Here is a 14,428-nt window from a genome sequence, read left to right as displayed (position 1 = left end):
CCTTATGTATCGAACTGACAGCAGCTTCTATTAGGGCAGGAACATCATGGCAGAGCCGGGAGATGGAGCACTTTGACCAACCCATTTTACAAAAAGGGCATGATTATTGGCTAATGCAACAATGGCCTCTTCAATAACATCAACACTGAGACTCCGGATTGGAGCTGAGACGTATACAGCAAGTGCATTTTCATCAGGGTCGATACACAATGAAACACGTTCAGCGGCAACCAAAGCCAGATTTTTTTCCAAAAGCCCCATCAAAAGATCTTGACGCTTACCGTTATCCTCAGGCAGCTTGCTGATGATGCTATAAACATAAAAGCGACCATGGGCCTGGAAACAGGCCACCTCTAACCGATCATCAACCACCAGAGCATATCGATCATTTTCATACTCCAGTGCACCCATCTGTTGACGAGCGGCGTACGAATTCATTAATTTTTCAAAGCTCATAGCATCCATGCCCTTGATTAAAATGAGTGTAAAGAGGCTTCCCTGCCTCTCCTTAAGCCCTGTCACTACTTAAGCACTGTCACCACTTAAGCACTGTCACTACTTAAGAATAGTGCAGCTATATTACTTGGCCAGATGCCCGGAAGCTGGTGACAATGAGCGGGATTTTAAAGAGACCCGCCTGAACAGAATAATCAGGCCTGTAAACGCCACGAGTGATGCAACAAAACCCATTGAAATAGAGTGGCTGATTCCCATTACCAAATAACCGAACATGGCTATTGCCGCAATGCTGAGTGCATATGGAAGCTGCGTATTAACGTGATCCATATGGTGACAGGATGCCCCGGTAGACGAAAGGATCGTTGTATCAGAAATCGGTGAACAGTGATCTCCAAACACAGCACCAGCCAGAACGGAGGCCAACATAGGCAACATCATGGCAATATCTGCTGCAGCTGCCATATCGCCGGCAATCGGTAACATGATACCAAAAGTCCCCCAACTGGTTCCGGTAGCAAATGCCATCACACCAGAGACAATAAACAGAATCATGGGCAGGAAGCTGGGGGAAATGCTCCCACTTACCAGGCTGGCCAAGTACTTACCGGTCTCCAGCTGACCGATTATTCCCGTCAGAACCCAGGCAAATACAAGGATATAAATGGCTGGCAACATGGACTTACTGCCCTCAACCAGTGCCTTCCTCCAGGTTTTTCCAGAGATATTTCGACTCAGCAGACGGGCTATCGCAAACAGGAGTCCTATCAACCCACCACTGATCAACGATAAAGTAACATCCGTATTCTCAAAGGCGCCAAGGATAGAAAATGCCTGATTATTACCGGCAAGCGCGGTATACCCCGTCCAGATCATGGCAGCCAGCGTTGCCAGCACCAACACCAGAATCGGTGAAATCAGGTCAGCCACACGGCCATTTTTATCTTCTTCCAGCACTGGAGCCCCTGGCGGGTTACCCTTATTGGCATCAAAAAGACTACCTGAAAGCGCTGCATTCTCATGCTTTGCCATGGACCCCACATTGAGATCCATCGCCGCCGTAAAGAAGACGAGCGCCAGTGCAAAAATTGCGTACAGGTTCATAGGAACCATGCCCAGAAATGAAAAGACCGGGCTTTCACCACCAACGCCGTGGGTCGCCATAATAGTACCGACCAAGGCAATGATATAAGCACCCCAGCTTGAAATGGGTGTAATAACGCAGATCGGGGCAGCAGTAGAGTCAATTAAATAAGCCAGTTTGGCTCGTGAAACCCTGTGACGGTCAGTGAGAGGCTTGCTGATACTGCCCACCGCAAGACTATTAAAATAATCATCAATAAAAATAATAACGCCAAGAAAAACCGTCAACACCTGCGCCCCCTGGCGGGTCTTTACACGTTGACGCGCCCATTCACCAAAGGCCCTGGCTCCACCGGAAATACTAATCAGGCTGGTGATAACACCCAGAACCAGCAAAAACAAAAGAATATAGATATTGCTTAAATTGAGGCCTCCATCCCAAAATACACCAACAAGCCCATTAACAATGCGATGAATGGTTATAAGCGGGTTCAAGCCGGTAAGCAGCAAAGCACCGGTGATGATTCCGGCTCCCAGAGACCATAATACTTTCCGGGTTACCACCGCCAGAATGATCGCAACAGCCGGAGCCAATAAAGATAGCGACGAATCGCTGAAACTGGTTAATTCCATAAAACTGATCTCGTTTTTTGATCACACATGCCCGTAGTTTCATTGTTTATCAGGACGTGTAAACCATTTGTCATTGGATCAGGAGGCAGGCGTACATGGAGGAAGCACATATAAAGAATAAACCTCAGTGCTCTCTGGTACCCGTTAGCTCTCCACAGTAAAAACTGTGACAGTAGTACACCTCTTCGATGCACTACCAGTGAAGCTGGTTGACCACCAGCAACACTTCGGCACTATTTCCTTTCAATCGGACTGTGGACGTCACCCTATTCCGATTTACTGATAAACAGCGCGCCTCTAACTAGGGAAAGAGGATCACAGGCAGGGATGCAGCATGAATCAGCTCGCTACATCACCCCTGAATGGGTGCATTATGCACCATTGCTCCCGATATAAATACCCAAAGCAAATATAGGAAAAGGAATCAAGCATTACATTTAGTAATAACAGTATCACTCCCACTCAATCGTGGCCGGCGGTTTACTGGATACATCATAGGTCACCCTTGAAACATGCTCAATTTCATTGATGATCCGATTGGAGACTTTCTCCAGTAGTTCATAAGGCAAGTGAGCCCAGCGGGCGGTCATAAAGTCGACAGTTTCCACCACCCTCAGGGCAATAACATACTCATAGCGACGACCATCGCCCACCACTCCAACCGACTTCACCGGCAGGAATACAGCAAAAGCCTGACTGGTTTTTTGATACCAGTCTGCCTTGCGCAGTTCCTCGATAAAAATAGCATCGGCCTGGCGAAGAATATCCGCATATTCCTTCTTAACCTCACCCAGAATACGAACCCCAAGACCAGGCCCCGGGAATGGATGTCGGTAAACCATATCATATGGCAGCCCCAGCTCAAGACCGATGGTACGGACCTCATCCTTGAACAACTCACGAAGAGGCTCGACCAGCTCCATCTTCATGTCTTCCGGCAACCCACCGACATTATGGTGGGACTTGATGACATGCGCCTTACCCGTTGCTGAACCAGCAGACTCAATCACATCCGGATAGATGGTTCCCTGGGCAAGAAATGCAATGTTATCCAGAGCACTAGCGTGCTCATCAAACACCTCAATAAAGGTATTACCAATGATCTTGCGTTTGTCTTCAGGATCCTGAACACCTTTCAGACGGCTCAGAAACAGCTCTTCAGAATCCGCACGAATGACCCGAACCCCCATGTTTTGAGCAAACATGGCCATAACCTGATCGCCCTCATGCTGGCGAAGCAGACCATTGTCAACAAAAACACAGACCAGCTGATCACCAATGGCTTTGTGCAACAGAGCGGCCACTACACTGGAATCAACACCACCGGACAATCCCAGCAGCACCTTTTGATCACCCACCTGCTCACGGACACGGGCAATGGCATCATCAATGATTTTGCCCGGAGTCCACAGCTTCTGACACCCGGCAATGTCAACCACAAAACGCTCAAGAATTCGTAATCCCTGGGTGGTATGGGTCACTTCAGGATGAAACTGAACACCGTAATAACGCTTTTCTTCACAAGCCATGGCAGCAATCGGGCAGGAGCCGGTAGAAGCGGCAACCACAAAGCCATCAGGTATTGCCGTTACTTTATCACCATGGCTCATCCAGACATCCAGGGTAAGATGGCCACCTTCACAGACATGGTTTTCAATGCCATCAAAGAGGCGCACTTGTTCTTCCAGTTGGACCTGAGCATAACCAAACTCGCGCAAGTCAGAGGTGCTAACCTTACCACCCATCTGCTCGGCCATGGTTTGCATACCGTAACAGATACCCAACACAGGAACGCCAAGTTCAAAAACCACTTCGGCGGCCCTTGGGGAGTTATCACCAGTAACAGACTCAGGGCCACCAGACAAAATGATCGCTTTCGGGTTAAATTCCCGAATCATCGCCTCATCCATATCGTATGGATGAAGTTCACAATAAACGCCAATCTCACGAATTCGACGAGCGATAAGCTGAGTGTACTGGGAACCAAAATCAAGAATCAGAATTCGATCTGAATGGATATCCTGGGACATGATTAATCTCTAAGTCCGGTAATCAGCAAGGCAGGAAGACTTACCCTTACTGCAAGTAAGCAGCCGACCAGAAGGTATCTCACTTCCGCCCAGCAGCAAGTTTCAACATTAACAAGGGGATGAAGCCGTCTTAACCAACACGGTAGTTAGGTGCTTCTTTGGTGATCGTCACATCATGAACATGAGATTCGGCCATTCCGGCGTTGGTCACACGGACAAACTGTGGCCGGGTCCGCATGGTTTCCATATCAGGAGAGCCGGTATAACCCATCGCTGCACGTAAACCACCCACCATCTGATGGATAATGGCATGGAGAGGACCCTTGTAAGGCACACGACCTTCAATACCTTCTGGCACCAACTTTTCAGCACCCTCTTCCGCATTCTGGAAATAACGGTCACTGGAACCGGAAGCCTGAGACATGGCCCCCAGAGAGCCCATACCACGATAAGCTTTGTAGCTTCGCCCCTGGTAGAGTTCCACTTCTCCGGGAGCCTCTTCGGTGCCTGCCAACATACTACCCAGCATCACCGTACTCGCTCCGGCAACAATTGCTTTTGCCAAGTCACCTGAAAAACGAATACCGCCGTCAGCAATAACAGGAACTCCGGTATCTTTCAGCGCTTCAACCACATTGGCTACGGCACTGATCTGGGGCACACCAATACCGGTTACAATACGGGTAGTGCAGATAGAGCCCGGGCCAATTCCCACCTTAACACCATCAGCACCTGCTTCGACCAGAGCCTTGCCCGCCTCTGCTGTTGCAATATTGCCACCAATTACCTGAACCTGAGGGTAATTTTCCTTAACCCACTTCACGCGCTCAATAACGCCACGGGAATGACCATGAGCAGTGTCTACGATAATGACATCAACACCAGCAGCCACCAGAGCAGCAACACGATCCGGTGTTTCAGCGCCGGTACCAACTGCAGCGCCAACCCTTAACTGCCCCTGACTGTCTTTCGACGCATTGGGGTACTGCTGGGCCTTTTTGATGTCCTTTACCGTCATCATACCGGTAAGATTGAACTGATCATCAACCACCAGCACTTTTTCAATACGATGCTTGTGCAACAGTTTACGAACGGTTTCCGGATCGGTGCCTTCTTTAACCGTCACCAGACGATCTTTTTGGGTCATGATCTCAGAAACTGCTTTATCCAGATTGGAGACAAACCGGACATCACGACTGGTAACAATACCCACCAGATCGCTGCCTGAAAGCACGGGAACACCAGAAATGTTATGTCTGGAGGTCAACTCCAGCAGATCCCTGACGGTCGCACCGGCATCAATGGTAATGGGGTCTTTAACTACACCACTTTCGTGCTTCTTAACCTTGCGGACTTCAGCGGCCTGCTGTCCGGGCGTCATATTCTTGTGAATAATCCCGATTCCGCCTTCCTGCGCCATGGCAATAGCCAGCGAGGCTTCGGTAACGGTATCCATCGCTGCAGAAATCAGCGGAATACTCAGCTCGATCCCGCGGGTCAGCTTCGTTTTCAGGGAGACATCTTTGGGGAGGACTTCGGAGTAGCCGGGCAGGAGGAGGACATCATCGAAAGTGAGTGCATCTTGTGCAATTCTCAGCATTGCCTGTTACCAAGAGTTTATGGGTAAAAAATTCGAACAAGTATACCTTATATTTCAACTACAGCTGAACCACTTATTCAGGCAGAATATTAAAATACTGACAATCTTCTCCTGCCGGGCTTGATCCATGCACCATTTTACTGACAGCTTCACCGACAACCTCACCGACAACGCCACCAACACACCGGCTCACAACATTGAGGGACCCGCAAAAGCGCTTTCTGTTACGGAGTTAAATGGTAAAGCCAGGCGATTGCTGGAGATGAATTTCAATAATGTCCGTGTTGAGGGCGAACTGTCCGGACTGGCCCGCCCCAGCTCCGGGCACTGGTATTTCACCCTGAAGGACAAACAGTCACAGATCCGCTGCGCCATGTTCCGCAACCGTAACCAGTCGCTTAAGTTTGTCCCGACGGAAGGCATGCTGCTTATGGTCAGGGGACGGGTAAGCCTTTATGAAGGGCGAGGCGATTATCAACTGATTGTCGAACATATGGATAATGCCGGCACCGGCGACCTCCGGAAAGCCTTTGAAGTCCTCAAGACGAAACTGGCCGCTGAAGGCCTGTTCGACATCGCTCGCAAACAACCCCTACCGTCTCATCCGAAGCATATTGGCGTAATCACTTCACCCACGGGAGCAGCCATCCGGGACATTCTAACCGTAATGAAAAGACGCTTTCCCGCCATACCGGTCACGATCATTCCCAGCGCAGTTCAGGGAGAACAGGCAAAATACGAACTGGTCAGTGCAATAAAACTGGCAAAAAACGCCAACCGGTTTGATGTATTGATCGTTGGTCGCGGAGGTGGTTCACTGGAAGACTTGTGGCCATTTAATGAAGAGTTGGTCGCCAGGGCGATAGCAAACTGCCCTATTCCCATTGTCAGCGCCGTAGGTCATGAGATTGACTTCACCATTGCTGACTTTGTTGCAGACCACCGGGCGGCGACGCCATCCGCTGCCGCTGAAATCCTCAGCCCGGACCGTCAAGCCATGTTGAACCAGCTGCACCTGCTCAGCAGAAAGCTCACCACACTGACACGCCATAAGTTGCAGTTGTGCCAGAAAGAAACTGATAACCTGCAAAAACGGTTAAGACACCCGGGAGATCGTCTGAGAGACAACAGCCAGCGGCTGGATGACCTGGAAATCCGGTTAAGGCAGGCCATTACCCTGAAACTGGAACGCGCTCAATCGAGCCTGGGCCGGGTCAGAGATCGTACACATCAGCAAAACCCCCAGCGCAAATTGGAACTTCTGAAAAATCGTAATGAACACATGGGCCAAAAGCTGATTCAACTGGTATTAAACTGCCTGGAAAGACGGCAACTGAAACTGGAGAAAGTGTCTGGAGAATTGAGTGCCGTGAGTCCATTAGCAACACTTTCAAGAGGCTATACCCTGACGATGGTGGGAGAATCGATTATCAGGAGTAGCCGACAGCTCCGGGAAGGAGAACGGGTAACCACACGCTTCTCTGAAGGCAAGGCGGTCTGCAAGGTCGAAAAAATCACCTGTTAAAATGCACGGCTAACCAAAGGGTATCCACATCGGGCTCAGTCCAGGCCACCCGATGCACACACCCGGAAGGCAACAGAAGATAATCACCGGCACAGAGAGTGACAGGGGTTCTTTCCCCTGCAAACTCCAACACAGCAGAACCACTTAAAAGAACCACCCACTCATCCCAGGGCTGGTCATACCACTCCCCGTCTGGCGTCGCATGACCACGGGAGACAATCCGTTCTATCTTAACAGCACCTGATTCCTGCAGAGTCTCAAAAAATTCTTCAGCCAGTTCTGCAGGTATGTGTTCGAACAGATTGTTTTTCATCAATTACCTCTGAGCGCTATCTGAACAATCAGGAACGTTTTGTCTTACGCTTTTCCCTGGCAAATTGTGCAGATTTTTCAACTCTACGCTTGCGGTGAGCCTGCTTCTGATCAAGTTCCCTGGTTTCAGCATAAGGGTTATCACCCGAACGGAACTCAATTCGAATAGGCGTCCCCATAATCTTCAGCACTTTACGGAAGGTATTTTCAAGATAACGTCGATATGCCGCAGGCACCCGCTCAGTCTGGTTACCATGAATGATAATCGTTGGGGGATTCATGGCACCAGCATGGCAGTAACGCAGCTTGATACGACGATTGTTGACCATAGGTGGTTGATGCTCCTTAACCGCATCCTCCAGAATTCGCGTCAGACGATTGGTCGACAACTTACTGGTAGCAGCTTCATAAGCCTCTTCAATGGAGTCATAAAGATTACCAACACCGGTTCCGTGTTTTGCCGAAATCATATGAATCCGAGCATAGTTGATAAACCCGAGTCGACGCTTCAGCTCTTGCTTTACTTGCGTCTTATGCTCTTCTTGCATGCCATCCCACTTATTCAGTGCAATAACCACAGCACGGCCAGCATCAAGCACAAAGCCCAGCAGGTGCAAATCCTGCTCTACAATACCTTCACGAGCATCCAGAACCAGAACGACTACATTGGCATCTTCAATGGCCTGCAGCGTCTTGATTACCGAAAATTTTTCAATAGATTCAGATACCCTGCCACGCCTGCGAACACCGGCAGTATCAATCAATGTATACTCCTGACCAAAACGTTCATAAGGAATATAAACGCTGTCACGTGTCGTTCCCGCCTGATCGTATACAACCACACGTTCTTCACCCAACAGGCGATTAACCAGGGTAGATTTACCGACATTCGGACGACCCACAATGCCAATCTTGATACCTCTTGGCCTGGTTGACAGCTCGTCGGAGTCATCAGCCTCGCCGTCAGCACACTCCAGCAGCACATCATTGATCATGTTGCTGACGCCCCGCCCGTGCACGGCGGCAATATGATAGGCATCACCAATACCCAGGGAAGCAAAGTCCGTCTCCGCCTGCTCGGCATCAACCCTGTCCACTTTATTAAGTACCAGGTGATACTTTTTGCCCTGCTTGCGAAGGTGCAAAGCGATCATTTCATCAGCAGCGGTCAACCCAGCCCGGGCATCAACCAGAAACAGAACAACATCTGCCTCACTGATGGCCGCCAGCGACTGTTCTGCCATGGCAGAGTCAATCCCCGCTTCATCACCCGAGATACCGCCGGTATCGACGACAATATAAGGGTGCGAACCAATCTTGCCCTCACCGTATTTCCGGTCTCGGGTTAACCCGGCCACATTGGCTACCAAAGCATCCCGGGAACGGGTCAGACGGTTAAAAAGGGTAGACTTGCCAACATTTGGCCGCCCCACCAGGGCAATTACAGGAACCATAAGATTTACCAAAATCACAAAATACGCAGCGGGAAAATCATCCAGAACAGGACGTTCCCGGCGCATCGGTCGTGAGACCGAAATTAAAAACGGGCCGAACCCTTTCAAAGGTTCAGCCCGACAACATTCTTCAAGGTCAACAGCTTGTTTCTGCCTACTCGGAAGGTTTTTCCTTCAAAGCAACCAGCTCACCATCCGCCGACAACACCAGAATCAATTCACCATCCACCAGGGGCTGGGCTTTAATCGCCGAAGAGTCCGCCTTGAAGCGGCCAGCCTGGCTGCCATCTACCTGTGACAACAGGTGAACGTAACCTTCACCATCACCCACCACAACATAACTGCTGAATGCCGCTGGCGCTGACAGCTGACGGAACTCAAAATCTTCCTGTCGCCAGTTGGAGGCACCGGTTCTCTGGTCAATGGAACTGACATAACTCTCCTCGCTGGTCAGATAGATAGAACCAAAACCTTCCGTCATGGATTCATAACTGGATAGCTCTTTTGCCCAACGAACCCGACCACTGTAAAGATCCAGCCCGGCAACGTTACCCTGGAAACTGACAAAGAAAATCGTCTCGCCAACAATCAGCGGTGCACCCTTGATATCAACCATCCGTTCGAGTTCAGTACTGCCCTTCGGGGCAGCAACCCGGGAACTCCAGAGCGGCGCACCATTCTTCAGACGGAAAGCTTTTGCTTCACCACTGGCAAACCCGGCAAACACCGCTTCACTGAATATCAATGGCGAAGCAGAACCTCTTAACGTCAGCGCTGGCTGAAGCGCTTCCTGCCGCCAGAGATACTGCCCGGTCTCCGCATCAAGTACGGTCAGCCGGTCATCGATGCTCTGCACCGCGACATAGAAACCATCGGTTACCGGTGCACTGAGAATCTCGCTGCTTACCCGCTCTCTCCAGAGTTCATCACCATTCTCCTGGTTCAGGGCAATCACTTCACCATCCAGCGTTCCCAGCAGCACCATACCGGCAGCAGCACTGACACCACCACCCACATGGGTATTGAGTTTTTTCTTCCAGACTTCCTTTCCGGTATCACGTTCAAGGGCGAAAACAGTGCCTTCTGCACCGGAAACAAAGACCTTATCACCATCCATTGCCGGTTTCAGGCTTTCGAATCGCTTCCCAACGCCTTTGCCAACCCCCCTGGACCATACTTCAACCAGCTTGACCTTTTCTTCAGCAATCGTCTGGAGAGGTCTGGGAGTTCTTACTTCCTCTTCCTCCGATGAAAAAAGACTGCATGCAGAAAGCCCCAGCATCAGCAGAAGAATCCAAAAGCCCCTGAATAACCTCTCCATTGTGTTATCCCTCCTGAGATGCCATCTGAGGCGCCATTGCTGCAAGATCGTCCAACTTCAGTTGCAGCAACGGACGGTTCAGACCATTATTTTGTGCTGCATCAACGGCTTTCCGGTATGCAGTCTCTGCCAGCTTGCGATCGCCAAGAGCGAGGTAAGCATCACCTTTTGCGGACTCTACCGTTGCCTCATAAGACTTGCCAGCATTCAGTCTGGTCAGGATATCAAGAGCCTGTTGGCCATTCCCGGAAGACTCACTCAACAGCACCCTTGCCAGCCTGACACTGGCCATTGCTTGCACTTCTGGCGCTGGCTTCTGGGCAAGCACCCACTCAAGAGAAGCCCGGGCAGCACTCAGCTGGTTATCCTGCACCTGTTGCTGAGCCAGAAAGAGCGTTGCAAACGCTGCATACTGACTGCTGGTATGATCAGCTTGCAATGAAGAGACGACGTGGCTTATTGTCGCCTTCTGCTCTTCCGTCAGAGGCACTGTAAACTGTGCCTGTTGCTCCAGAGACGATCCATTCGAGATGGTATCCAGCAAATTCTGATAGAGCGTCGAAGCTGCAGCGATTTCCTGCTGCTGTGTCTTCTGCCAGTACTGGTAACCGGAAACAGCGGCCAGTGTTATGGCAACACCCAGCACAACAGGCTGGCCATAGTCTTTCCATAGATTTTTAAGCAGTTCAACCTGCTCTTCATCAGATTGGTAACTCACCCTTTACTCCTGACTTCTTTCCTGAAACCGCTAACAGCACGCTTGTCACAACAAGCAGCTGACTAAACAGCGGTATTCTGTAATACTTTTTGCAAATGTCCGGCTATATCAGCGATTGGCAACTGCTGCTGGGCCTCATCAGTCCTCAGGGACTTGACAGTAACCATTCCGGCACCCAGCTCGTCTTCACCCAAAATGAGAGCATAGGCAGCACCGCTGCGATCTGCACGCTTCATCTGTGCTTTAAAGCCACCACCGCCACAATTCATCAGCACCTTCAGCGCTGGTAACGCATCACGAATCCTTTCCACTACAGGAAGCACTCGGTGGCCAACACCCTCACCAACAGCCACTACCGCCACATCCATCCGATTAGAGACACTGTCCGGCAGCAACTGAAGGGTTTCCAGCATCAATACCAGGCGCTCAATACCCATGGCAAAGCCTACAGCGGGGGTAGCCTTGCCACCTAACATCTCAACCAGGGCATCATAACGGCCTCCGGCACACACGGTACCCTGGGCTCCCAGACTTTCTGTCACCCATTCAAAAACGGTTCTTCCATAATAATCAAGGCCACGCACCAATCTTGGATTAACGCGATAAGCAACACCCGCCTCATCAAGAATCTGCTTCAACCGGGTAAAGTGTACTCTTGACTCTTCATCCAGATAATCGAAGAGCTCTGGCGCACCGGCAACAATTTTCTGCGTATTACGATCCTTACTGTCCAGAATTCTCAGCGGATTGATGGACAGGCGACGACGACTGTCATCATCCAGCTCTGCCTCATAATCCTTGAGATAAGCCACCAGAGCGTCACGATAACGGATACGGGCCTCCAGAGTACCCAGTGTATTCAGCTCCAGCGTGACATGCTCTGACAAACCAAGCTTCTGCCAGAATCGTGCGGTCATCATGATCATTTCCGCGTCGATATCCGGCCCGCTCATGCCATAGGCTTCAACACTGATCTGATGAAATTGACGATAACGGCCTTTTTGAGGACGCTCATAACGAAACATTGGCCCACAGGTCCACAACCGTTGAATCTGATTGTAAAACAGGCCCTGCTGAATACCCGCGCGAACAACTCCTGCAGTAGCCTCAGGGCGGAGGGAAAGCCTGTCACCATTGCGATCTTCAAAGGTGTACATCTCTTTATCAACAATATCCGTACCAGAGCCAATACCCCGGCTGAACAGGGCAGAGCTTTCAACAATAGGAATCCGGACTTCCTGATAGCCATAAGCGCTCAGGACAGAGCGCACCTGTTGTTCAAGGTACTGCCAGACGGGGGTCTGTTCGGGAAGAATATCATTCATCCCGCGGATGGCTTGAAGCTGCTTGCCCAAGTTCAAATGTCCTCTACCTGGAAACACCACATAACATCACCCGACTCGTCAACAACAGGCGATTTGGCGGTTCGCAATCAAAAGTAGGCAACTATAACCGTTAACACCTTTGCGTGACAATCCCACAACCCTCTGATAAAAGAGCGCCCGTCACAGCAGGGTGCTTATTCACCAAACAGAGCGCGTTGACAAGGTGATTTATTTACCCCTGACTATTGCCTGTCAACAAAACGCTGGCGACCCGGGTACTTGATCTGGGTCTGTCTACAGGCTTGCCATCCAGCAGGATACTGTCCACACCGGGGGTATTACCGAACCGAAGATTCACTGGAGGGAAAACATCAACATTAATGGATGATCCTGCCTTTTGCACGGTTGAAATCAACACTTCACCGGTAGCATCCTTTATTTCAACCCAGCAATCTTTAGAGAAACCAATAACAAGAGACTGGGCAAGGTCAGCAACCGGTTTCTCCGGCTCATCCCCTGAAGTCACATCAACAACCTCTGAGCCATCCAGAGCAAGGGGAGGTAACTCTGCTTCACCCTCTTTCAGACCTGGCGGACCTTCATCCTGATTGAGTTCATCGTTGGCGATAGTGGCATCATGAGTTGAGATATCGCTCTCTTCCATCACCTCCATCGACTCAACAATATCTACAACAGGTGTTGTAGAAGTTACTCTCGCAGCATTAACCAGGGGCTCGGATATTTCTTCAGTCACGTCCTGGCTAATGGCCAACTCTGCCACCGGTTCAACATCCAGCCAGTTATCCCAGAGGTAATAACCACCTCCACCCAACGAAACAAGCAATAATAACGCAAGGGCATATACCGGAGAGGGTGCACTGTGAGCACGCAGCGGCTTCAATTTCTTTGAACCCTGCAAACGCGGAGACTCCAACCCATCCATACCAATAAAATGGTCAAAATCCTTTACCAGGTCTTCTCCATTCAGGCCCACCAGTTTCGCATAGTTACGGATATAGCCGCGAACAAATGCCGCCTGTGGCAGGTTATCAAACGTGCTCTCCTCAATGGCCCATACATAACTTTCCGTAATCTTCAGGCTTTCCGCCACTTCGGGGATGGAAAGCCCCTGACTGTTTCGAGCCTGAGCGAGCACAGCCCCGGGGGCAAACGTCTGAATGACTTCTTCCTGCTGAGTACCCTGATCACTCATGATCCAATCGACTCCGATATTGCTTCAGCTCCTCAGAGCCGGGATAAAGTCTTTCCAGCCTTAAGGCATAACTGGCCGCTTTACCTTGAGCCTGGTTTGCCGTTGCCAGCTCAATGCCCAGCAGTAAGCTGCGGGCACTTTGCTCAGTCGCCTCATCAAAGGCCTGGTAATGTTGCCAACCCTTGTAGAGATTGCCTTGATCTTTGTAGATAGCAGCAAGCTCAAGATTGGCTTTGGGTAAGTTACTGTTCAGGCGAAGAGCGCGCGTAAAGTTCTCAATTGCCAATGAAGAGCGCTCCATACGCAAAGCAACAACCCCCATGTTTTCAAAGGTTCGACTGCGCTGGGAATAAGCAACGTCTTTCGAAGCCAGTTCAAACTGGTGATAGGCGTCCTGAAACCGGTTTCTGGAGAGAAGGAAAGCACCAAAATTATTGCGTATATCGGAGGCACCAGGATCAATTACCAGCGCCCTGTCAAATGCTTTCTCTGCCAGTTGATCCTCTCCCTGCCGTTGATAAGCGATACCCAGCGTCCCATGGACATGGGCTGAGTCCGGTTCTATCTCCAACGCTCTCTCCAGCGGCTTTATTGCCCTTTCAGAATAGCCCCCCTTGAGATAGCCTATGGCAAGATTCATATAGTCCACCACTGCCCTGCTCTCATCAACTGGCCGTCCGTCAGTGGTGACACAGCCTGTCAGTGCCAGAGATACAGAAAACAGTAATGCAATGGGCCTCAACTTGACTCCCATGCTC

12 protein-coding genes and 1 riboswitch are annotated in these 14,428 nt (G+C 50.4%); of the genes, 1 reads left to right on the top strand and 11 read right to left on the bottom strand.

The genetic code is table 11. The features are described from left to right. Window positions 1–30 precede the first annotated feature (30 nt). The 4 genes from MJO57_RS13270 to guaB all read right to left on the bottom strand — a co-directional run bounded on the left by MJO57_RS13270 (window position 31) and on the right by guaB (window position 5,802). Window positions 31–456: a CesT family type III secretion system chaperone gene (locus tag MJO57_RS13270; protein WP_252025920.1), complete on the bottom strand. Its 426-nt coding sequence runs from the start codon at window positions 454–456 to the stop codon at window positions 31–33. A 123-nt stretch (window positions 457–579) separates the two neighbouring features. Next, complete coding sequence (locus MJO57_RS13265; protein WP_252025918.1) at window positions 580–2,172, bottom strand: Na+/H+ antiporter NhaC family protein; 1,593 nt, start codon at window positions 2,170–2,172, stop codon at window positions 580–582. Window positions 2,173–2,309: 137 nt separating this feature from the next. Continuing rightward, a riboswitch (Lysine riboswitch) is annotated at window positions 2,310–2,480 on the bottom strand. Between the two features lie 144 nt (window positions 2,481–2,624). Next, window positions 2,625–4,202 (bottom strand): glutamine-hydrolyzing GMP synthase, encoded by a 1,578-nt coding sequence (guaA, locus tag MJO57_RS13260; RefSeq protein WP_252025916.1) that lies wholly within the window; start codon window positions 4,200–4,202, stop codon window positions 2,625–2,627. Window positions 4,203–4,332: 130 nt separating this feature from the next. Next, window positions 4,333–5,802 (bottom strand): IMP dehydrogenase, encoded by a 1,470-nt coding sequence (gene guaB / locus MJO57_RS13255; protein WP_252025914.1) that lies wholly within the window; start codon window positions 5,800–5,802, stop codon window positions 4,333–4,335. A gap of 127 nt (window positions 5,803–5,929) precedes the next feature. Here guaB and xseA point away from each other — a divergent pair, with 127 nt between their 5' ends. Further along, window positions 5,930–7,327 (top strand): exodeoxyribonuclease VII large subunit, encoded by a 1,398-nt coding sequence (gene xseA, locus MJO57_RS13250; RefSeq protein ID WP_252025912.1) that lies wholly within the window; start codon window positions 5,930–5,932, stop codon window positions 7,325–7,327. Here the strand turns inward: xseA and MJO57_RS13245 are convergent. The 7 genes from MJO57_RS13245 to pilW form a co-directional block, all read right to left on the bottom strand. Next, a complete protein-coding gene (locus MJO57_RS13245; protein WP_252025910.1) occupies window positions 7,317–7,640 on the bottom strand; it encodes a cupin domain-containing protein in 324 nt (107 codons plus the stop codon). The genes xseA and MJO57_RS13245 overlap by 11 nt on opposite strands. 28 nt (window positions 7,641–7,668) lie before the next feature. Further along, window positions 7,669–9,093: a ribosome biogenesis GTPase Der gene (gene der, locus MJO57_RS13240; RefSeq protein ID WP_252027026.1), complete on the bottom strand. Its 1,425-nt coding sequence runs from the start codon at window positions 9,091–9,093 to the stop codon at window positions 7,669–7,671. 154 nt (window positions 9,094–9,247) lie between these two features. Then, a complete protein-coding gene (bamB, locus tag MJO57_RS13235; protein WP_256493292.1) occupies window positions 9,248–10,414 on the bottom strand; it encodes an outer membrane protein assembly factor BamB in 1,167 nt (388 codons plus the stop codon). Between the two features lie 4 nt (window positions 10,415–10,418). Next, window positions 10,419–11,132 (bottom strand): tetratricopeptide repeat protein, encoded by a 714-nt coding sequence (locus tag MJO57_RS13230; protein ID WP_252025906.1) that lies wholly within the window; start codon window positions 11,130–11,132, stop codon window positions 10,419–10,421. A 62-nt stretch (window positions 11,133–11,194) separates the two neighbouring features. Further along, on the bottom strand, window positions 11,195–12,457 hold the full coding sequence (hisS, locus tag MJO57_RS13225; protein WP_252025904.1) for a histidine--tRNA ligase: 1,263 nt from the start codon (window positions 12,455–12,457) through the stop codon (window positions 11,195–11,197). A gap of 232 nt (window positions 12,458–12,689) precedes the next feature. Beyond that, the gene (locus MJO57_RS13220; RefSeq protein WP_252025902.1) at window positions 12,690–13,670 is read right to left on the bottom strand and encodes a RodZ domain-containing protein; all 981 of its coding nucleotides are present in this window, start codon (window positions 13,668–13,670) and stop codon (window positions 12,690–12,692) included. Further along, entirely contained in the window at window positions 13,663–14,424 is a 762-nt protein-coding gene (pilW, locus tag MJO57_RS13215; RefSeq protein WP_252025900.1) for a type IV pilus biogenesis/stability protein PilW, read from the bottom strand. The genes MJO57_RS13220 and pilW overlap by 8 nt, the downstream gene beginning before the upstream one ends. Window positions 14,425–14,428: the final 4 nt, after the last annotated feature.

Origin of the sequence: Endozoicomonas sp. SCSIO W0465, assembly GCF_023716865.1 — a bacterium.
Taxonomy (GTDB): Bacteria; Pseudomonadota; Gammaproteobacteria; order Pseudomonadales; family Endozoicomonadaceae; genus Endozoicomonas.
The sequence above is the reverse complement of the archived record's forward strand: the minus strand, read 5'-3'. Positions and strand labels throughout refer to the sequence as shown.

What these genes read in the sequence shown, in the direction of transcription:
- MJO57_RS13270 (WP_252025920.1), bottom strand. Translation starts at nt 456, where the DNA reads ATGAGCTTTGAAAAATTAATGAATTCGTACGCCGCTCGTCAACAGATG.
- MJO57_RS13265 (WP_252025918.1), bottom strand. Translation starts at nt 2,172, where the DNA reads ATGGAATTAACCAGTTTCAGCGATTCGTCGCTATCTTTATTGGCTCCG.
- guaA (WP_252025916.1), bottom strand. Translation starts at nt 4,202, where the DNA reads ATGTCCCAGGATATCCATTCAGATCGAATTCTGATTCTTGATTTTGGT.
- guaB (WP_252025914.1), bottom strand. Translation starts at nt 5,802, where the DNA reads ATGCTGAGAATTGCACAAGATGCACTCACTTTCGATGATGTCCTCCTC.
- xseA (WP_252025912.1), top strand. Translation starts at nt 5,930, where the DNA reads ATGCACCATTTTACTGACAGCTTCACCGACAACCTCACCGACAACGCC.
- MJO57_RS13245 (WP_252025910.1), bottom strand. Translation starts at nt 7,640, where the DNA reads ATGAAAAACAATCTGTTCGAACACATACCTGCAGAACTGGCTGAAGAA.
- der (WP_252027026.1), bottom strand. Translation starts at nt 9,093, where the DNA reads ATGGTTCCTGTAATTGCCCTGGTGGGGCGGCCAAATGTTGGCAAGTCT.
- bamB (WP_256493292.1), bottom strand. Translation starts at nt 10,414, where the DNA reads ATGGAGAGGTTATTCAGGGGCTTTTGGATTCTTCTGCTGATGCTGGGG.
- hisS (WP_252025904.1), bottom strand. Translation starts at nt 12,457, where the DNA reads ATGAATGATATTCTTCCCGAACAGACCCCCGTCTGGCAGTACCTTGAA.
- MJO57_RS13220 (WP_252025902.1), bottom strand. Translation starts at nt 13,670, where the DNA reads ATGAGTGATCAGGGTACTCAGCAGGAAGAAGTCATTCAGACGTTTGCC.
- pilW (WP_252025900.1), bottom strand. Translation starts at nt 14,424, where the DNA reads ATGGGAGTCAAGTTGAGGCCCATTGCATTACTGTTTTCTGTATCTCTG.